22 protein-coding genes are annotated in these 18,419 nt (G+C 33.5%); 14 read left to right on the forward strand and 8 right to left on the reverse strand.

Going from position 1 to position 18,419, the window contains the following annotated elements:
- Nucleotides 1-185 precede the first annotated feature (185 nt).
- The 6 genes from ALGA_RS23560 (at nucleotide 186) to ALGA_RS09255 (ending at nucleotide 1,950) form a co-directional block, all read left to right on the forward strand.
- A complete protein-coding gene (locus ALGA_RS23560) occupies nucleotides 186-287 on the forward strand; it encodes a bacteriocin (RefSeq protein ID WP_145957603.1) in 102 nt (33 codons plus the stop codon).
- A 66-nt stretch (nucleotides 288-353) separates the two neighbouring features.
- Nucleotides 354-455, forward strand: coding sequence for a bacteriocin class II family protein (locus ALGA_RS23565; RefSeq protein WP_145957604.1), 102 nt, complete (start codon nucleotides 354-356; stop codon nucleotides 453-455).
- A gap of 66 nt (nucleotides 456-521) precedes the next feature.
- Nucleotides 522-623, forward strand: a complete 102-nt coding sequence (locus tag ALGA_RS23570) for a bacteriocin class II family protein (protein ID WP_145957604.1) — start codon at nucleotides 522-524, stop codon at nucleotides 621-623.
- A gap of 67 nt (nucleotides 624-690) precedes the next feature.
- Nucleotides 691-792, forward strand: a complete 102-nt coding sequence (locus tag ALGA_RS23575; protein ID WP_145957604.1) for a bacteriocin class II family protein — start codon at nucleotides 691-693, stop codon at nucleotides 790-792.
- 66 nt (nucleotides 793-858) lie between these two features.
- On the forward strand, nucleotides 859-960 hold the full coding sequence (locus ALGA_RS23580; protein WP_145957605.1) for a bacteriocin: 102 nt from the start codon (nucleotides 859-861) through the stop codon (nucleotides 958-960).
- Between the two features lie 126 nt (nucleotides 961-1,086).
- A complete protein-coding gene (locus tag ALGA_RS09255) occupies nucleotides 1,087-1,950 on the forward strand; it encodes a sensor histidine kinase (RefSeq protein WP_096429051.1) in 864 nt (287 codons plus the stop codon).
- Nucleotides 1,951-2,001: 51 nt separating this feature from the next.
- Here the strand turns inward: ALGA_RS09255 and ALGA_RS09260 are convergent, their stop codons facing one another.
- The 3 genes from ALGA_RS09260 to ALGA_RS09270 form a co-directional block, all read right to left on the reverse strand.
- Entirely contained in the window at nucleotides 2,002-2,331 is a 330-nt protein-coding gene (locus tag ALGA_RS09260; protein WP_096429052.1) for a hypothetical protein, read from the reverse strand.
- A gap of 12 nt (nucleotides 2,332-2,343) precedes the next feature.
- Nucleotides 2,344-3,366 carry a Holliday junction branch migration DNA helicase RuvB gene (gene ruvB, locus ALGA_RS09265; protein ID WP_096429053.1) on the reverse strand — a complete coding sequence of 341 codons (1,023 nt, stop codon included), beginning with the start codon at nucleotides 3,364-3,366 and terminating at the stop codon, nucleotides 2,344-2,346.
- Nucleotides 3,367-3,497: 131 nt separating this feature from the next.
- Nucleotides 3,498-3,878 carry a response regulator gene (locus ALGA_RS09270; RefSeq protein WP_162845419.1) on the reverse strand — a complete coding sequence of 127 codons (381 nt, stop codon included), beginning with the start codon at nucleotides 3,876-3,878 and terminating at the stop codon, nucleotides 3,498-3,500.
- A gap of 756 nt (nucleotides 3,879-4,634) precedes the next feature.
- On the opposite strand from ALGA_RS09270, the gene rpiB reads away from it, so the two are divergent.
- Nucleotides 4,635-5,075, forward strand: a complete 441-nt coding sequence (gene rpiB, locus ALGA_RS09275) for a ribose 5-phosphate isomerase B (protein ID WP_096429055.1) — start codon at nucleotides 4,635-4,637, stop codon at nucleotides 5,073-5,075.
- Between the two features lie 130 nt (nucleotides 5,076-5,205).
- Entirely contained in the window at nucleotides 5,206-5,649 is a 444-nt protein-coding gene (locus ALGA_RS09280; protein WP_096429056.1) for an RrF2 family transcriptional regulator, read from the forward strand.
- On the opposite strand, the gene ALGA_RS09285 is transcribed toward ALGA_RS09280, so the two are convergent.
- Complete coding sequence (locus ALGA_RS09285) at nucleotides 5,644-6,072, reverse strand: VanZ family protein (protein ID WP_096429057.1); 429 nt, start codon at nucleotides 6,070-6,072, stop codon at nucleotides 5,644-5,646. The two genes, ALGA_RS09280 and ALGA_RS09285, sit on opposite strands and share 6 nt — an antisense overlap.
- A 146-nt stretch (nucleotides 6,073-6,218) precedes the next feature.
- Nucleotides 6,219-6,938: a head GIN domain-containing protein gene (locus ALGA_RS09290; protein WP_096429058.1), complete on the reverse strand. Its 720-nt coding sequence runs from the start codon at nucleotides 6,936-6,938 to the stop codon at nucleotides 6,219-6,221.
- 190 nt (nucleotides 6,939-7,128) lie between these two features.
- Between ALGA_RS09290 and hemW the strand changes: the two genes are divergently transcribed.
- Together hemW and ALGA_RS09300 are read left to right on the forward strand one after the other, a co-directional pair.
- On the forward strand, nucleotides 7,129-8,265 hold the full coding sequence (hemW, locus tag ALGA_RS09295) for a radical SAM family heme chaperone HemW (RefSeq protein WP_096429059.1): 1,137 nt from the start codon (nucleotides 7,129-7,131) through the stop codon (nucleotides 8,263-8,265).
- A gap of 48 nt (nucleotides 8,266-8,313) precedes the next feature.
- The gene (locus ALGA_RS09300) at nucleotides 8,314-8,700 is read left to right on the forward strand and encodes a rhodanese-like domain-containing protein (RefSeq protein ID WP_096429060.1); all 387 of its coding nucleotides are present in this window, start codon (nucleotides 8,314-8,316) and stop codon (nucleotides 8,698-8,700) included.
- Nucleotides 8,701-8,987: 287 nt separating this feature from the next.
- Here the strand turns inward: ALGA_RS09300 and ALGA_RS23110 are convergent, their stop codons facing one another.
- On the reverse strand, nucleotides 8,988-11,234 hold the full coding sequence (locus ALGA_RS23110; protein WP_188115971.1) for an autotransporter outer membrane beta-barrel domain-containing protein: 2,247 nt from the start codon (nucleotides 11,232-11,234) through the stop codon (nucleotides 8,988-8,990).
- A 40-nt stretch (nucleotides 11,235-11,274) separates the two neighbouring features.
- A complete protein-coding gene (locus tag ALGA_RS09310; RefSeq protein WP_096429061.1) occupies nucleotides 11,275-14,001 on the reverse strand; it encodes a TonB-dependent receptor in 2,727 nt (908 codons plus the stop codon).
- 917 nt (nucleotides 14,002-14,918) lie between these two features.
- Between ALGA_RS09310 and ALGA_RS09315 the strand changes: the two genes are divergently transcribed.
- Entirely contained in the window at nucleotides 14,919-15,758 is an 840-nt protein-coding gene (locus ALGA_RS09315) for a sensor histidine kinase (protein ID WP_231706095.1), read from the forward strand.
- 25 nt (nucleotides 15,759-15,783) lie between these two features.
- Entirely contained in the window at nucleotides 15,784-16,488 is a 705-nt protein-coding gene (locus ALGA_RS09320) for a response regulator transcription factor (RefSeq protein ID WP_096429063.1), read from the forward strand.
- Nucleotides 16,489-16,530: 42 nt separating this feature from the next.
- Here the strand turns inward: ALGA_RS09320 and ALGA_RS09325 are convergent, their stop codons facing one another.
- Nucleotides 16,531-17,235 carry a ComF family protein gene (locus ALGA_RS09325; protein WP_096429064.1) on the reverse strand — a complete coding sequence of 235 codons (705 nt, stop codon included), beginning with the start codon at nucleotides 17,233-17,235 and terminating at the stop codon, nucleotides 16,531-16,533.
- A 217-nt stretch (nucleotides 17,236-17,452) separates the two neighbouring features.
- Between ALGA_RS09325 and ALGA_RS09330 the strand changes: the two genes are divergently transcribed.
- Both ALGA_RS09330 and ALGA_RS09335 read left to right on the forward strand, forming a co-directional pair.
- On the forward strand, nucleotides 17,453-17,824 hold the full coding sequence (locus ALGA_RS09330; RefSeq protein WP_096429065.1) for a carboxypeptidase-like regulatory domain-containing protein: 372 nt from the start codon (nucleotides 17,453-17,455) through the stop codon (nucleotides 17,822-17,824).
- Nucleotides 17,825-17,833: 9 nt separating this feature from the next.
- Complete coding sequence (locus ALGA_RS09335) at nucleotides 17,834-18,301, forward strand: toxin-antitoxin system YwqK family antitoxin (protein ID WP_145957606.1); 468 nt, start codon at nucleotides 17,834-17,836, stop codon at nucleotides 18,299-18,301.
- Nucleotides 18,302-18,419: the final 118 nt, after the last annotated feature.

Consider the following 18,419-nt stretch of genomic DNA (forward strand, 5'->3'; position numbering starts at 1 on the left):
TATAATATTCTTATTAACAATTAATTACAAGGAAAACACAGGATTACAGAAGTCCAAATATAGACCTTTTTTTTATTTTTTATTAAAAAAATTCTGTTTTCAGGGTTACCTTTTTCAAAAAAGGGGAATAAAGGGGTGTAATCAAAAAAACTTAAACAATCCAAATCTAACAAAAACAGATAGTAATGAAAAACTTTGAAATAGTATCCCAAGAAGAATTACAAAATATCAAAGGTGGTTATAACGAAATGACAGATACATGTACTCTTGATGACTGCATCGTTTAAATAAACTTATTGACCAAATCCAAATTTCCCAAGTAAACCTAGTATTGACCAATAAGACAAAATAGCATGAAAAATTTTGAAGTAGTATCTCAGGAAGAATTACAAAATATTAAAGGTGGTTATAACGAAATGACAGATACATGTACTCTTGATGATTGCATCGTTTAATAACCTATTTTGACCAAATCCAAATTTCCCAAGTAAACCTAGTATTGACCAATAAGACAAAATAACATGAAAAATTTTGAAGTAGTATCTCAGGAAGAATTACAAAATATCAAAGGTGGTTATAACGAAATGACAGATACATGTACTCTTGATGACTGCATCGTTTAAATAAACTTATTGACCAAATCCAAATTTCCCAAGTAAACCTAGTATTGACCAATAAGACAAAATAGCAATGAAAAATTTTGAAGTAGTATCTCAGGAAGAATTACAAAATATTAAAGGTGGTTATAACGAAATGACAGATACATGTACTCTTGATGACTGCATCGTTTAAATAAACTTATTGACCAAATCCAAATTTCCCAAGTAAACCTAGTATTGACCAATAAGACAAAATAACATGAAAAATTTTGAAGTAGTATCTCAGGAAGAATTAAAAAATATCAAAGGTGGTTATAACGAAATGACAGATACATGTACTCTTGATGACTGCATCGTTTAAATAAACTTATTGACCAAATCCAAATTTCCCATAAAATATTTTATTCATAAAATTAGTACGTTTTGTTTTTAGTAGTGTAAAAACATAAAACTAATTGACTCTAATATTAAGACCAAATTCATTTGCATGGAGAAACGTCCTACATATAAAGAACTGGAACAGTTGCTTGCAGAAGAAAAAGCGAAAACTGCCAAGGCAGAAGAGCTTAAAAATTCTTTTTTGGCAAACATGTCGCACGAAATTCGAACACCCATGAATGCAATTATCGGTGCTTCAGAATTATTGCGTGATGATTCCCTTTCTAAAATTGAGCGCAATGAATTTACCTGCATTCTTAATTCCAGCAGTAAAGAATTATTAGATTTATTCAACCGAATACTTGAACTCTCCCAATTGGAAAGTGGCTCTATGAATTTCCATGAATCGGAACTTTCTATTCACTCTTTGTTCATTCAATTGTATTCTATATTCGGACAAAACATTAGCGAATCTCAGAAAAATTTAATCCTAAATTTTACTGAAGATGTTCAAGAAATTAAAATATTTACAGACCTTGACAAATTAACAAAGGTTCTAACATACCTCCTCGAAAATGCAGTTAAATTTACTGATAAAGGAGAAATTGATTTTGGTTGTGCAATTCAGGACAGAAATAATATTCTTTTCTATGTAAAAGATACTGGTCCTGGGATTAGCGTAGAAGAACAAAAAACAATATTTAAAAAATTCACTCAGGTGGATAATTCCTACACTCGAATTTATTCTGGTGCCGGATTAGGTTTAAGTTTATGCAAAGAAATTGTAAATCTTTTAGGTGGCAAATTATTTATTGATTCGCATCTCGGGCAAGGTTCCATTTTTTACTTTACAATTCCTCTTAAATTTTCGGAATCTAACATTTTACTTAAAGAAAAAATAGAAGCTATTTTAAAGCTTAATATTAACGATATATATTCTTTATCTACTATAAAAAAGAATATTGCTATTTAGAAAAATTACTAGGTAATATAAAAGGAGCTTGCTGGTCACAAGCTCCTTTTTTTATTTTGTTTTAAAAGATATTTCTTTCAGATTAAGTAGGAGATCCAATACGATTGTTAGTATCAATAAATTAAATTTTTGATCCCAGTCGGTAAGAAATCCAAAACAAGCCACAATCATAAACAAGATATTTGCCAAACGCAGAACATCCATTATCTTGAAAATTTTTACACTGGCATAATTTAGCGTACTAAATCGGTAAACTACGTTTAAAAGAAGTCCCAGACTTAAAACAGCCAATCCATAAGCTTCCCCTTGCAGTATAAATAATGCGCCAACAATAATTAGTATTGTTGCAACGGTATAAACAATTGGTAAAATTTTATTCATTTATTTTCAATATTAAAACAGACGTTCAGGATCACTATATTTACTTTTACCCAAATGTGAATACGCCAAAGGAGTAACTTCTCTTCCGCGAGGAGTACGTTTAATAAACCCTTCTTTTATTAAAAAAGGTTCGTAAACCTCCTCTATCGTACCGCTATCTTCTCCAACAGCAGTAGCAATAGTTGAAATTCCTACGGGACCTCCATTAAACTTGTCAATCATCGTATTTAGAATTCGATTATCCATCTCATCCAAACCATGTTTATCAATACTCAATGCTTCCAAAGAAAATTGAGTTATACTTAAATCAATATTTCCATTTCCTTTTACCTGTGCAAAATCGCGAACTCTTCGCAAAAGTGCGTTTACAATTCTAGGAGTTCCTCTGCTTCTTGAGGCAATTTCACCAGCTGCTTCTTGAGTAATTTCAACATCTAGTATTTTAGCAGAACGCTCTACAATTTTAGTTAAAACAGGAAGGTCGTAATACTCTAAGTGACAATTAATTCCAAAACGTGCACGTAAAGGTGCCGTTAATAAACCTGAACGAGTTGTAGCACCAATTAAAGTAAAAGGATTTAATTCAAGTTGGATGGAACGCGCAGCGGGCCCCTTATCAATCATTATATCTATCTTGAAGTCTTCCATAGCAGAGTATAAATACTCCTCTACAATCGGACTTAAACGATGAATTTCGTCAATAAACAACACATCATTCACTTCAAGATTGGTTAAAAGCCCTGCAAGATCTCCTGGTTTATCCATTACCGGACCCGAAGTAATTTTTAATCCTACTCCCAATTCATTCGCTAAAATATTTGAAAGTGTAGTTTTTCCCAATCCAGGAGGTCCATGAAGCAATACATGATCCAAGGCCTCTTCACGCATTTTTGCAGCTTTAACAAATATACTTAGGTTTTCAACCGTCTTTTTTTGACCACGAAAGTCATTAAATTCAAGAGGTCTTAACTTCTTTTCATATTCTTTTTCGTTTTCTGAAAAATTATTTTCTCTGATATCCAGGTGATCTTCCATTAGAAGCAAGATTTGACTACATCATTTTAAATGATGCAGTGATTTATACAAAAAAGAGTTACGAATTTCATTTGAAATTTATCTAAATCAGAATTAAAGCCTTTTAGATAAAATTGAAGTTGCAAATTTATTTAAAGATTCAGACTTTCGAGCATTTTAAACAAATTATCAATTTCAAAAGGTTTTGCGATGTGTCCATTCATGCCATTTTGAAGACACTTTTCTTCATTGGCAATCATGATATCTGCTGTTAGGGCAATAATTGGAATGTCTTGTCCATTCACCAAACTACGTATGATTTTCGTCGCTTCTAATCCATCCATTTCCGGCATCATGATATCCATCAAGATAAAGTCATATTTGCCTTCTTTGAACTTCTGGATAGCTTCAATTCCATTATTGGCCACATCAAGCAAGTAACCATATCGTCTTAAAGTAAATTTAACAACGGTTTGATTTAGCTTATTATCCTCAACTAATAAAATGGAATAGTTTTTTTTTTCCCAGCTCATACTCTGTTCATGCATTTTTCAATAGTATGCAAGATAATAAAATCATTGTAGAAATAAGAATTCGATAAACTATTCACTGAATTCTTAATCTTGAATAGAGAGAGTAATTAACGCTTATCAACAAGTCTATTATTATTATTTGTTTTTTAAAATTTCTTAAAAGAATATGATGATTATAATATCCTGTTAATACTGTTGGTAAGAGTTTCGTTATTTTATTGATTTTTTTAATTAAATGATCCTAGTAACAGGAAATTAACAGCTATTGTTAATTTTATGAGGTGTGATTACCAGTGAAGTAATAAGGTTATTAACATGTTGTTGATAACCTTGTGTATTGATAAAAAAGTAAGTTATTTATATTAACAGTCTGTTGATAACCTGTTGGGAGATGTTAATCTGTAAATGAAAAGTAAAGTTGGAATGAGTTATTTTTTTTTCTATACAATCATGAAATTGGATCATCCTAAGAAAAGATTGTAAAATTTAGTAAGGAAAAATCAACAGTATGTTAACTGAATGTGAACAAAATTGTTAATAGCAAGTATGAGTTGGTGTAAGTGTTAGACAATCAGAGTGATTGTGTCTTTTTGAAAGGGGGTTTTTTAAGAATATTTTAAAATCTGAATTTATGTATCAAATGAGTAATTTTACTTAGTTTTGTAGCCTTAAATAACGAATAATTTGTAGCATATTATAAAGAATAGATTAAAAATTCAAAATTTATTAATCTGCTTTTTTGAAAATTTTAGAGAAATGAAAAAAATAAAAGTTGCGATTGCTGCCGATCATGCGGGATATCAGTTCAAGAATAAACTGGGCGAATTTTTAAAAGAAAATGGTTATTTGGTAACTGATTTTGGAACCAATTCAGAGGCAAGTATGGATTATCCTGATACAGCGCATCCATTGGCTGCTGCTGTTGCGGCAGAAGAATTTGATTTTGGATTTACTCTTTGTGGAAGTGGTAATGGCATTACAATGACTGCGAACAAGCATCAAAAGATACGTGCTGCTTTGTGTTGGAATTCTGAAATAGCTGAATTGGCAAGATTGCATAACAATGCAAATGTGTGTGGAATTCCTGCTCGTTTTATTTCCTATGAGGAGGTTGAGAAAATTGCGAAAATATTTTTATCCACTGAATTTGAGGGTGGTAGGCATCAAAATAGAATTGATAAAATCCCTTTAAAATAGCCCATTATACTTTTTAATAAACAAAATCTAAATAAGGAATTAAAGAATTAAAGATGCTTAATTAGTAGTAAATATGATTATATTTGTGCTGATTATTAGATGAATGTGAGAGTAAAATTAAAGAGAAAAGATGTTATCGAATACCTGTAAATATGCAATACGTTCAGTAATTTATTTGTCCCTGAACGGCACAGAAGGAAAAAAAATTGGAATCAAAAAGATTTCTGAAGATTTAGAAATTCCTACCCCATTTTTGGGTAAAATATTGCAAAGTTTAGCCAAACAAAAATTACTTACTTCGACAAAAGGACCACATGGTGGTTTTGGAATGGGAAAAAAACCATCTGAAATTACTTTGATGAATATTGTGGAAATTGTTGATGGGTTAGATATGTTTGAGAATTGTTTAATTGGTATGAGACCTTGTAAAACGCCTACAAATAATCAATCCCCTTGTCCGGTTCATAACCAGTTTGGAAGTATTCGGAAAACCATTTATGAATTATTTAACGGTAAAACTATTGGTCAATTAATAGATGAAATGGGAACAGCAGAAGAATTTATTAGTTTATAATATTTTCTTTAAAAAAGATATTTTATTCAAGGGCTTACTGTTTAGCAGTAAGTCCTTTTGTTTTTTTAACCAAGAATACATTATTGTGGCAAAAACTCCTCCTAAAACATCAGCGGTTAAATCCCAATAATCGCCACTTCTATTTATAAAATAATATTGCTGAAGAAATTCGATAAGGCCTCCGTAAATTGCTATTAATAGAAGAATGATTCCGGTTATAGTTATCCGTTTTAATTTCGTTTGAATACTAAGTTCGGCAAATAGAAAGATTCCCATCACAAAGAACATTCCGAAATGAACAATTTTATCGAAGTGAGGTATTGCTATTAATGAGGTTTTGGGAAGATCATTTCCAGGAATAGAGCAAAGAATGAAAATTACCATTGCCCAGATAATATTTCTCCAAAATAATTTAGTATTCATAATGTTATTTAGATTTTAGTCCAAAGGTAATACGCATTTTTTAGATTTTTATTTTTTACATGGAATACTTTCTATTATTGTAGAAGAAGATAGATAAAAAAAAGAGACCATTTTGATCTCTTTTTAATATGTATGTGGTTTACTAATTAGTACTTTTTTAAGCTTCCTAAAAAGGAAATATCACTGGTGACTTTAGGTTCTCCTTTGTATTTAACTGAGCCAATTCCTGAAATACTTACCCGAAGATCATCTTCAACACAAACTTTACCACTTCCAACTCCGCTAATATCAATACTGCCTCGTTTTACAATTAAATCGTAGGCACTAACACTTCCTGCCCCCGAAATATCAATGGAAACCTCGTCGCATTTACCAGCTAATTTAATACTTGAAGCACCACTATTATCAATCCTTAATCGGTTTGCTGTAAGTTCTAAATCGGCAGAAGATGCTCCGTTTATTTCAATATCCAACTCGTCGAAACGAAGCATTTGATCGCTTTTTAAGGAAATTGCACCATTGGCTTTTAATCCGCTAAGATGTTTAAAACCGATGTATAATTTCATTTCTTTCGATTTGTAGATACTTTTTTCTGTAGAGATATAAAGTACATCACCCTTTACTTTGGATTTAATAATATCCAGAAGATTTTCATCTGCGACAACCTTTAAACTGTAATCATCATCCTGCGAAAGGTAAATGGTAAAAGCTCCACTCACTTTAATGGTTTCGAAATTGCCAACTTCTCTTTCCTCGGTTTGAACATTACCATTGCCTTTTATTCCATCAGCCTGAGCAGGTAGAATGGCTAAAAAACCGATGAATAAAATTAATACCGGAGAAACTATTCTTTTAATTAGATTCATAATTATAATTTTTTGGTATTGGTTCAATTTAGCTTTGTTACTATAAAGACGTGTTAGGATTGCAAGTGTTGCATTTCTGTGAAATAGGTCTTTAATTTTAAGTAACAAAAGTTAGTGAGTTTTTTAATTATTTTCTCATCGTAGAGGAATTTTTATGAAATGAATCTACCTTGCAGAAAAATAGATTGATATGTCGGGAGTATATTTTCACATTCCATTTTGTAAACAACTTTGCCATTATTGTGCTTTTCACAAGAGTATTTCATTGCAGGCAAAAGATGATATGTTGGAATGCTTAAAGCAGGAATTAAAACTTAGAAAAGGATATTTAGGAGATACATCTTTAAATACCATTTATTTTGGAGGAGGAACACCTTCAGTGTATCAACCCAAGGAAATTGAATCGTTAATTGATGAAGTGGCGAAGTATTTCACCATTGATTTGGATGCGGAAATTACCTTGGAAGCAAATCCTGATGATCTCACCGAAAGCTATCTGAAGGAGCTGTGTAAAACCGGGGTAAACAGACTTAGTGTGGGTATTCAATCATTTCATGATGAAGATTTGATTCTAATGAACAGAAGACATACCGGTAAAGAGGCATTTGATGCTATTCGCAGGGCACAGGATTTCGGTTTTGATAATATATCAGTGGATCAAATTTATGGTGTTCCTGGCTTGAGTATGGAGAAATGGAAGGAGAATTTAGATCTGGTTTTTGACTTGAATGTTCAGCACATATCCTCCTATCATTTAATGTATGATCCGAATACTATTTTTACGAAAAAACTGGAAAAAGGACAGCTGGTCGAGATGGATGAAGAAGAGAGTTTTGCGCAGTTTACTTATTTGATTGAGGCAGCCCGAAAACATGGTTTTATTCATTATGAAATTTCCAATTTTTCGAAAGAAGGGTTTATTTCCAAACACAATTCGAGTTATTGGAAACAGAAAAAATACCTGGGAATTGGACCATCGGCTCATTCATACAATTTGGAAGAAAGAGAGTGGAATATTGCTCACAATTATAAATACATAAAAGCAATAAAAGAAGGCGGGAGTTTTTCTGAAAAGGAAGAACTTAGTGAATTCGATCGGTATAACGAGTTTGTCTTGACTTCGCTCAGAACTTATTGGGGAATGGATTTAGAATTGGTACGTAATCATTTTGGAGAAAAGCTTTATCAACACTGCGTATCAAAATCTGAAAAATATCTTTTATCAGATCACATGCGAAAAGAAGACAACAGAATTATTTTAAATGATAAAGGCGTTTTTGTATCCAACGATATTATGTCGGACTTTTTTTGGGTAGAAGATGAATAATAGAATAGTAAAACATGCGTTACTAGAATATAAACAATCCTTTTTTATATGAAATCATTACTGACTTTTATAGCTCTTTTTCTTACAATTGGAACCACGTCGGTATTTTCACAAACCGATACGGTTCAGATTTTATCACCCAATCATTTTAATCAGGTTTTACAGCTAAATCCTGATGTGGAATTAATTGATGTAAGCAGTAAAAAGGAATTTAAAAAAGGACACATTAAAGGAGCTCGTTTGGCTCAGAATTCGGAAGACTTGTATCGATTAATTGATTCTCTCGGGACATCGAAAGTGTACTTGCTTTATTGCAAGTATGGGGAGAGAAGCATTGATGCGGGGAAAATAATCTACGAAAAGTATAAGATCTCTGTTTGTTCTCTGGAAGGAGGATTAGACGCCTGGTTGCAAAGTGGCTTTGGAATGGAATAAGTGCCTTCCAGATAGCTAAAAAACACTTCTCGATGCTAAAAAGGGCCTTCTTATAGGTATAAATCGCCTTCCCAATGCTAAAAAGCGACTCTTTGTCAGACAAAGCGGATTCTTGGACCCCCAAAGTGAATTCTTGATGGTTATAAGTGACTCTTTGTCAGATAAAACAGCTTCTTAATGCCTCAAAATGAATTCTTAACGACTCCAAATGCTTTTCCGATGTTTAAAAAGTAAAAGGCAGATCCCCCAAAGATCTGCCTTTCCTGATTATCTGTATTTATAGTGAACTATTCAACAATAGTAGTCCCGTTATAAGATTTGTTTAAAGCATCTGACAACCAAGTCGGTTTTGCTGTACCAGCACCTGCACCTGTTGCATTAGCACTTTCTGTAATGCTTAATCCAGCAACAGCTTTAGTATCGTTACCAGTTCCCATCTCTACAAATTTAACATCGGTAATTGTAATATCACCAGCATTAATTCTTGCAGCAGCGTCAGCATCGCTTGAAGAAGTGTAAAAATAAGCTTGGCCTTTATCAGCAGCCAATCCACCAATTACAATGTTGGTGATTGTCATCTTTCCAGCTCCTTCTTTCATATAAAATGGTTTTTCGCCCATTCCATAAACAGTAAGGTTGTTTAAAGTAGCATTAGTCATTGGAGTCGCAGCACCGTTATCACCGTTGTTAGATCCTTCAATACCTGATTTGGTAGAATTGATAGAGATCCAGTACTCACCGGTTCCATTCCATCCGTCAGCAAAATCGATTCCATCGTCTTCGCTATCAACAGATACCAAGTGAGAAGCATTTACTGTTCCACCGAAGAATTCCATTCCGTCATCACCACCTTTAAAAGAGACTACATAATCGATAGTAGTACCAGATCCAACACCGAAAAGAGAAAGACCGTTGAATTCTTTGGTATCGGTATATTTATAGCCAGTATATTCTAAACGCAGGTAAGTAAGGCTTCCTGAATTGTCATCAGCAAGATCGCCACCATAAGTTAAACCGGAAACCTCAGCACCAGCACTTGCATCAGCTTTGTTGGTAGGAGCATATCCACAAATAACCAATCCACCCCAAGCTTCAGCTTCCTGCTTAGCACAAGTCATAACAACAGGAGCATCAGCAGTACCATTCACATTAATTTTAGCACCTTGTTCAACTGCAATGTAACGTACATCTGTGTTTTCTGGAGTTACTTCAGAAGCGATAATAACTGTTCCTGCAGGAATCGTTAAGCTGGCACCATTTTTAACGATTACAGCACCATCTAAAATGTAGATGTTATTTGCATCCAATACAAGATCGGTTGTGATATCACCTTTGAAAGATACATTTGCAACTACAGCATCACCAAAAACAGTGGTTGTAGCATCAACAGTATTCAATGCATTTGGCATCCAGTCTGGCTTGTTTACGCCATTACCAGCACCATTAGCTTCCACATTTTCGCCAATGGTTAAGCCTGCAACACCTTTGCTTTGACCCGCTTTCATATCTACAAAATTTGCGTTGGTAATTACAATATCACCAGCATTAATTCTTGCAGCAGCATCAGCGTCATCCGAAGAAGTATAAAAGAAAGCCTGAGCTTTATCCTCAATTAAACCACCAATTACGATATTGTTGATGTTCATTTTACCAGCACCTTCTTTCATGTAAAATGGTTTTTCGCCCATTCCATAAACAGTAAGGTTATTTAAAGTAGCATCAGTCATTGGTGTAGCACCTCCGTTATCACCGTTGTTAGATCCTTCGATACCTGATTTTGCAGAATTGATAGACACCCAGTATTCACCAGTACCTGACCATCCGTCAGCAAAATCGATACCGTCATCTTCACTGTCAACAGAAACCAGGTGAGAAGCATTAACAGTTCCACCAAAGAACTCCATACCATCATCACCACCTTTGAAAGAAACAACATAGTCGATTACAGTTCCAGCACCTACACCGAACAGAGAAAGACCGTTGAATTCTTTTGTATCCGTATATTTATAGCCAGTGTATTCCAAACGTAAATACTCAACTACACCTGAGTTATCGTTTGGTTTGTCTCCACCATAAGTTAAACCGGAAACTTCAGCACCAGCACTTGCATCAGATTTGTTAGTTGGAGCATAACCACAAATAACCAATCCACCCCAAGCTTCACTTTCCTTTTTTACACAGGTCATTACAACCGGAGCAGTAGCAGTACCATTCACGTTTATTTTTGCCCCTTGAGCAACAGCAATGTAACGAACATCAGCATCGGCTGCAGTAGTGGCAGTAGCTTCAATTCTTGTTCCAGCTGGAATTGTTAAAGTACCACCTGTTTGAACAAGAAAAGCACCTGATAATTTGTAGGTTTTGGTGGCATCCATTGTATAGGTTTCGCCATCTTTAATTTCACCTTTAAAATCTTCAGAATCGAACATTCCTGTTGGTTCTGGATTTGGAGTTGGTGTTACATCATCGTCATTAGAACAACTTGAGAAGGTAATCGCTGAGATTGCCAACATCGCTAACAATAATTTTTTCATTTTGTTTTTAATTTAATTATAAAATGGAATTTGTTTCTATTTAAAACGTGTAGGATAAGCCTACACTTAGTTTGATGCCTTTTTTGTATGATTTTACAACCCAGTCCTGGGTTTCATTCTCCTGAATTCTTTCTATGTTGTTGTCAAGAAGATTTTTAGCAGATAAACTCAATCCCCATTTGTTGAATTTGGATTTGATAACAAAGTCTAAATTATGGATCTCCTTGTCGACCTGATTTCCTAAACTCGAATAACCTATCAGATTTAAACGGTCGGATACATATCCGTAAACCAAGCTTGATGTAATTGTGTTTTGACCTTCTTTCCAGCTGTATTTATAGCTTAAATTTGCATTGGCGATAAAGGGAGCAGCTCCTTGTAATTCTTCTTCTTTTTTGTTGAAATTGGCATTGAAATTTCCCTCTGTCTGCTCAACAATTTTATCTGTATTTAATTCTTGCTTAGTTTTCATGAGGGTAACATTAGCTGTAGCGTATAGCTTTTTGTTTGAATTCTCAGATCTCAGATTGAAAATATCTTTTTTAGCCTCGAATTCTATTCCATACAGATAAGCCCAATCGCCCGTATTGGCATAAGTAAATTCGTTACCTGCTGAAGCTCTTACAAATTTATTGATTGGGTCAACGATGTATTTTCCGAAGGCAGCAACTGAAAATAATTCACTTGGTTTTGGAAAAAATTCCCATTTTAATTCTCCGTTGTAATTGGTTGATGGAGTTAAATATGGATTTCCTACTGTAACATCTGTAATTCCTTCGAAAAGGAAATAAGCTGTTTCCTTAAATTGTGGAAGGGTATAGGTAATTCCACTAGCAAATCTCAAATTAGCTCTCTTGGTAAGAGAGTATTTTAATGAAATATTTGGAAGAACGTTTAGTTCTGTAAAATCTTGTTTGTCTTTCCCTAAAGAAGTATTCCATTTAATTTTTTGAAATACATTCTCAACACGAACACCAAGAAGAGCAAGAAATTTTGGACTAAAATTATACTCCAAACTGGCAAAACCAGCATTAATAATTTGTTCTCCATCGTAGGTTGAAAGCGTTACGAAATTGTTGGATAGAACACGCAGATCAAAAAGATTATTCTGCTGATTTTCATTATTAAAATAAGAATCAATATCGCTGATATCTGTTAATCGGTTATCAATTATTTTATGATTAAACTGAGTGGATTCAAATGCTCTTGTTTTGTATTTGCCGTTGTAGCCAACGGTTAACTTTCCTTTGTATTCTTCGTCTTCAAAACCTTCGCCAAATTTCAAAGTAAAGTCAAAATTTGCAGCGATTTCATCTTCTGTTAGTTTGTGGAAATAGCGATTGTTGTTCCCGTCATCGTTAGTTGCAAAGAATTTCTCCGTATCAGTTCCGTTCTCGAGGGTATTGTGTCTTCGGTCGGGCACAATATTTTTAACATTATTATAAGCAATTCCCCAATTTAAATCCTTTTTTGAGTTGATTTTGTGCACTCCTAACAATTGATTTACAAGAACCGTATTTCTTTCGTATCCTGCTCTTCTTACGTAGGCGCCTTCATCGGCCAAATCAATAATATTTCCCCGTAAATTTTTTAATGATTGTTCGGAGGTATTTAATAGAAAAGAATTGAAGAAGATATTGTTTGATTTCCACTTGTAATTTAAGTTGACCATTGCGGTCGATTGTGTTTCGTATTTGAATTGTTCTCCATTCAAATTGACACGCACATAATCACTGCCATTTACTTTTCGCTGCAATAATTCACTGTAACTGTATTCGTTCTTGAAAGAAAGAGTTGCGAAAGCATTCAATTTTGAATTTTCGAATTCGAAAGTTTTACCTCCCGATAAGGATAATTCCAGATCTGGGTAAAGCGTTTTTTCTTCTGGATTCCACTTGCTTTCGAAATTGTAAGTGCTTAAATCATCAGAATAACTAAAATCATCGAAACCAAGCATTCCAGGACCATCGCCTAAATAGAACTTGTCGGCATCAGAAATACTAGTGTTGAATCCCGATTTAATTCCTGCTTTTAGAAATGAATCACCGCTATGAACTTTCGAAACAATATTAATATTCGCTCCGGCAAAATCACCAGAAAGCTTTGCCAAGGACACTTTCTGAACATCTACAAACTCAATAATATCGGTTGAAAAAAGTTCCAAATCAATATTTTTAAATTCTGCATTATTGGAAGGTAATGGCAAGCCGTTTAATGTTGTTGTGTTGTAACGATCCCCCAATCCACGAACATTTAAACCTTTGCTTCCTTCCTGCTTTGTAACTCCTGTAATTTTTGTGGCAGCTGTTGCAGCATCGGAAACACCTTGGTTGGCTAATTCCTGCGCTCCAATAGATTGTTTAATTACTGCAGATTTTTTCTGATCCAACAGCAATATAACTTCCGATTCCCGTTTTGCTTTCGCGAAAACTTTTACATCGTTTAATTCTACTGTAGAAGATCCCAATACAAAATCGATACTCACCGAGTTTCCCTCATTAATGGTGATGTTTTCTTTCGGTAAGGTTTCATAGGAGATAAAAGAACACGTAAGAGTTACGATACCTGTCGGAATATTGGATAGTGTATAATTACCATCAAAATCGGTTACGGTTCCTATAGTAGTGCCGTCTACATATACCGAGGCTCCAATTAATGTTTCTCCGGTTTTTCCATCTTTCACATTTCCTGTTGCACTTCCCTTTTGCGCAAACGCGCCAATTGATAAAATGCTTAGTACTAAAACTAGGAATACTTGTTTAATCATTTTTAAAAAAATAAGTCAATACGTTTTTCTTTCTAAATCACAATGCGATGTTAGGAAAGAAGTATGATCAGAACGACAAGTGCGTTTTAAGTAAAAATTATCAAATTCAGCTACCCGTGTTAATTTTAGGTTAGGGATTGGTTCGTATGTAAATCAAACATGAAGAGACCGTTAAGTAGTGATTTTAATCGATGGGGTAAATTTACTATAAGGGGCTATGGGCGAGTGTTGTATTTTTTATTGTTGCGGTATTATTACAATGAGTTTGCGGAAATATTACGATAATTTTCAGGAGTGGTTTTTTCCAAATTTTATTTTTTTTCTGATAAAAAATGGTTCAAAATTAGTTCGGATTCATCCTCTTTTTTATGAGTTTACATTTTAAGTCTTAAATGATTTTATGTCTTAATTATTAAGATTTCGTTAAAATTTAAACTCCTGACTCATAATAAGATTAATGAAAACTTAACATAGATATCCATTATTATCCTACTTTTATTTAAATATTTGTCAATCGGAATTTAAGTGCGCAATCAAACTGATTTAGTACAGTATTTATAAGTTTGACGACTCACTTTAAACGATATATTGAATAAGAATAACATCAAGATTTTAAGTAAATATGAAACGTCCATGCCAAAGTGATTTTGATACACAGGGAGATGATTATCATAGCATGGTAAGTTCCATATGGCAACTAAAAAACAAATTGTAATCATATGAAATTGATTGAATCAAACAAGGTTAATATATATCTAAGCTTATTTGTAGTAGCACTAATTGTAGTCATATATTGCCTCACTTATTTTCTATCCTTTAACTTTCTGTATCTGTTCCTGTTTGCAATTGTGAGTGGATTCCTGGTATACTATTTTAGTAAGTATCTCGTAAATCGATTTTTATATTCAAAAATTAGAATGCTTTATAAGACGATTCATGATACTCAGATAATCGATAAGGAATTGGCTGATAAAGTTAAAAACACCGATGCTTTGCATGCAGTGGAAATGGAAGTCATGGAATGGAGCGAAAACAGAGGATCCTTGGTTTCACAATTAACGAAACAAGAAAAATACCGAAAAGAATTTATTGGTAATGTTTCTCATGAATTAAAGACACCAATCTTTAATATTCAAGGCTATGTTCTTACTTTATTAGATGGTGGCTTGGAAGATGAATCAATTAACAGGACTTATTTGGAGCGAACCGAGAAAAGTATCAATCGTATGATTACAATTGTGAAGGATCTTGAGGTAATTTCAAAACTTGAATCAGGTGAACTGAAATTGTGTTTTGAACGGTTCAATATTATTGATTTAATAAATGAAGTTTTGGAAATGCAGGAAATGAGAGCCAAAAAGAATAATATCAAGCTTGTTTTTGCACAACAAAACGATAATTCTAAATTTGTTTATGCAGACAAAAAGGAAATTTTTCAGGTACTAAATAATTTACTCGTAAATTCGATTAAATATAGCCGACCTAAAGGAACTACTCATATTGAAGTAATGAGTATGGATAAAACGTTTCTGGTTGAAATTCGGGATAACGGTATCGGGATTGAAGCAGATAATCTTCCCCGAATTTTTGAACGCTTTTTTAGAGTAGACAAAAGCCGATCCCGAAATATGGGAGGTTCAGGATTGGGCCTAGCTATAGTCAAACACATTATCGATGCTCACAATCAAAGTATAAATGTGAGCAGTACATATGGGGAAGGAACCAGTTTTACGTTTACACTGGATAAAGCGAAATAAACAAAACTAAATAACCAAAAGTATAATGGAAAGTAGCAATTACAAGATTTTATTGGTTGACGATGAATCTGATATTCTTGAGTTTTTGAGTTATAACCTAAAGAAAGAAGGTTTTCAGGTTGCCACAGCAGGAAATGGTGTTGAAGCCATCGAAAAAGCGAAAAAATTTCATCCCCATTTAATTATTTTAGATGTGATGATGCCAGAAATGGATGGAATTGAAACTTGTGAAAAAATTCGATCCATACCAGATTTTCAGGATGTATTGATTTCTTTCTTAACTGCACGTGGAGAAGATTATTCACAAATTGCGGGTTTTGATGCAGGAGCTGATGACTATATCAATAAACCAATTAAGCCGAAGGTATTTATTAGCAGGGTAAATGCTCTTTTGAAGAGATCAGGACGAATTTCCGATGATACTTCTAATCCATCAACCAGATTGATTACGATTGGCAATTTATCAATTGATAGGGAACGTTATCTTGTTATTCAAAACGGAAAAGAGTTTTCATTGCCAAGAAAAGAATTTGAATTGTTACTGTTATTGGTATCGCGCCCGGAAAAAGTATTTACCCGTGATGATATTTATGCTGCTATTTGGGGCGAAAAAATTATTGTGGGAGATCGCACAATAGATGTACACATTCGAAAACTACGAGAGAAAATCGGCGATCGTTTTATCCAAACCATAAAAGGGGTAGGATATAAATTTGTTGATGTAGATTAAGAAGTTGTTCAAAAATCCAAAGAATAAATTTTTAAACACCTTCTAGGCATATGCCAGGGTGGCGATACTAACTTTTGCCCCCTCGGCTTTTAATAAGGCATGAGCACACGATTCTAAGGTGGAACCCGTGGTTACAACATCATCTACCAATAGAATGTGTTTGTTAATTAGACTCGATGGCTCCACTAGTTCAAATATATTATCTACATTTTCCCATCTTTCTAATTTGTTCTTTTTAGTTTGTGATTCGGTATGAATCTTTCGAATTAAGTTATCGGAAACAATAGGTTTCTGCATCGATTGGCCAAGTCCGACAGCTACTAATTTGGCTTGATTGTATCCTCTGATTTTTTCTTTCTTTGGATGAAGAGGAACAGGAATAATAACATCAATATCCTTAAAAAAATCTGTCTTTTTCAAGCTTTCTCCAAAGTGTTTTCCCAATGCAATTCCAATGTCTTGTTTATTGTGATATTTCAATTTATGAATCAATTTCTGAAATTGACTCCCTTTGCTGAAAGTATAATATGAAGCGGCATAATTAATAGTTACCCTGCCCCAGAATAGTATTGAAACAGGATTATTTTTATTTAGATGAAAATCAGTTTTTGGCAAATGAAACAAACACCTGGTACATATTGTCTCTTCATTTTTAAACAGGTAATTGCCACAAGCCTCGCACAGTCTGGGATAAAATAAATTAACGAAGTCATTAAACCATATTGATATAGAGTCTTTTAAAGTCATACAGTTTGGTTTGTAATATTTTCTCAATAAAAATTTAACTCATACTTAATAGTCTAATAAGCTTAGTCTAATCTCTTTTAGATGATACTGCCATACATTTGTTGGTGTAAGAGAATGGTAAATAAGATTGTTATTAATTACCTTCTAAAATTAGAAAATTAAGTTAATTAAAAATATTGAAGATTAAATGTTCTTCTTAAACTGAAATCAAAAAAAAATGAAAAAATTAGTATTCCTTTTTGTTACTCTACTTGTTTTAGGACTTGAAAGTCAGGCTGTAAAAGTAGTTACGCCTGTGGGCGATAAAGAAATGGAAGTTGCTGAGATGGCAACAATAACAACAACAAGTTTATCTGGTGTTGTTTTGGATACTGAAACCGGCGAAGCTTTAACAGGAGTTGCTATCCGTTTCGAAGGATCAAACGAAACAGTTTACACAGATTTTGATGGAAATTTTAAAATTACTAATGTGGTTCCAGGAAATTACAACATCTTATCAAGTTACATTTCTTATAAGGACAATAAATTAAAAAATGTGAATGTGAATGGTGTAAACAATGTTATTCGCCTGGTTCTTAAACAGGATTAATTTTTATAGATGAGTAGAAAGTTAACAATTGTTTTAGGCATTTTATTTTGTCTGATTACAAATCACTCTATTTCCCAGGTGATTAAGGAAGTTGAAGGATTGTATTACAATACCTCGGGAGATCTGTATACCGGAACATATACCGAATTTTACGACAGCGGTAATAAGCGGATAGAAATGAATTTGTTTGAAGGAAAACGAAATGGAAAGATTACGCTTTTCTTTGAGAATGAAAAAATTCAAGAAGTTCGTTCTTATGATAGTGGTTTAATGGACGGAACCTGGATAACCTGGAATGATAATTCTGTGAAAATTGCGGAGGCAGCTTACAAACGGAATAAGAAACATGGTAAATGGTATATCTGGGACGACAATGGTGTTAAACGATATGAAATGGAATACAAGGAGGGTGAAAAAGTTGGAACCTGGTATATTTGGGATGAAGATGGAAACCTTCTAAAAGAACGTAAGTTTTAGTAAATTCAATAATAATAGTTCTCTTAAGCCGCTTAATGATAAATTAAGCGGCTTTTTCTGTTTATTCTATTTGATTGTAAGGAATACATGAAAAATGTTAATAATTTTGTAAAAGAAG

It is taken from the genome of Labilibaculum antarcticum, assembly GCF_002356295.1.
GTDB lineage: Bacteria > Bacteroidota > Bacteroidia > Bacteroidales > Marinifilaceae > Labilibaculum > Labilibaculum antarcticum.

Coding starts and splice junctions, on each gene's coding strand:
- ALGA_RS23560 (WP_145957603.1), top strand. CDS start 186: ATGAAAAACTTTGAAATAGTATCCCAAGAAGAATTACAAAATATCAAA.
- ALGA_RS23565 (WP_145957604.1), top strand. CDS start 354: ATGAAAAATTTTGAAGTAGTATCTCAGGAAGAATTACAAAATATTAAA.
- ALGA_RS23570 (WP_145957604.1), top strand. CDS start 522: ATGAAAAATTTTGAAGTAGTATCTCAGGAAGAATTACAAAATATCAAA.
- ALGA_RS23575 (WP_145957604.1), top strand. CDS start 691: ATGAAAAATTTTGAAGTAGTATCTCAGGAAGAATTACAAAATATTAAA.
- ALGA_RS23580 (WP_145957605.1), top strand. CDS start 859: ATGAAAAATTTTGAAGTAGTATCTCAGGAAGAATTAAAAAATATCAAA.
- ALGA_RS09255 (WP_096429051.1), top strand. CDS start 1,087: ATGGAGAAACGTCCTACATATAAAGAACTGGAACAGTTGCTTGCAGAA.
- ALGA_RS09260 (WP_096429052.1), bottom strand. CDS start 2,331: ATGAATAAAATTTTACCAATTGTTTATACCGTTGCAACAATACTAATT.
- ruvB (WP_096429053.1), bottom strand. CDS start 3,366: ATGGAAGATCACCTGGATATCAGAGAAAATAATTTTTCAGAAAACGAA.
- ALGA_RS09270 (WP_162845419.1), bottom strand. CDS start 3,878: ATGAGCTGGGAAAAAAAAAACTATTCCATTTTATTAGTTGAGGATAAT.
- rpiB (WP_096429055.1), top strand. CDS start 4,635: ATGAAAAAAATAAAAGTTGCGATTGCTGCCGATCATGCGGGATATCAG.
- ALGA_RS09280 (WP_096429056.1), top strand. CDS start 5,206: ATGTTATCGAATACCTGTAAATATGCAATACGTTCAGTAATTTATTTG.
- ALGA_RS09285 (WP_096429057.1), bottom strand. CDS start 6,072: ATGAATACTAAATTATTTTGGAGAAATATTATCTGGGCAATGGTAATT.
- ALGA_RS09290 (WP_096429058.1), bottom strand. CDS start 6,938: ATGAATCTAATTAAAAGAATAGTTTCTCCGGTATTAATTTTATTCATC.
- hemW (WP_096429059.1), top strand. CDS start 7,129: ATGTCGGGAGTATATTTTCACATTCCATTTTGTAAACAACTTTGCCAT.
- ALGA_RS09300 (WP_096429060.1), top strand. CDS start 8,314: ATGAAATCATTACTGACTTTTATAGCTCTTTTTCTTACAATTGGAACC.
- ALGA_RS23110 (WP_188115971.1), bottom strand. CDS start 11,234: ATGAAAAAATTATTGTTAGCGATGTTGGCAATCTCAGCGATTACCTTC.
- ALGA_RS09310 (WP_096429061.1), bottom strand. CDS start 14,001: ATGATTAAACAAGTATTCCTAGTTTTAGTACTAAGCATTTTATCAATT.
- ALGA_RS09315 (WP_231706095.1), top strand. CDS start 14,919: ATGCTTTATAAGACGATTCATGATACTCAGATAATCGATAAGGAATTG.
- ALGA_RS09320 (WP_096429063.1), top strand. CDS start 15,784: ATGGAAAGTAGCAATTACAAGATTTTATTGGTTGACGATGAATCTGAT.
- ALGA_RS09325 (WP_096429064.1), bottom strand. CDS start 17,235: ATGACTTTAAAAGACTCTATATCAATATGGTTTAATGACTTCGTTAAT.
- ALGA_RS09330 (WP_096429065.1), top strand. CDS start 17,453: ATGAAAAAATTAGTATTCCTTTTTGTTACTCTACTTGTTTTAGGACTT.
- ALGA_RS09335 (WP_145957606.1), top strand. CDS start 17,834: ATGAGTAGAAAGTTAACAATTGTTTTAGGCATTTTATTTTGTCTGATT.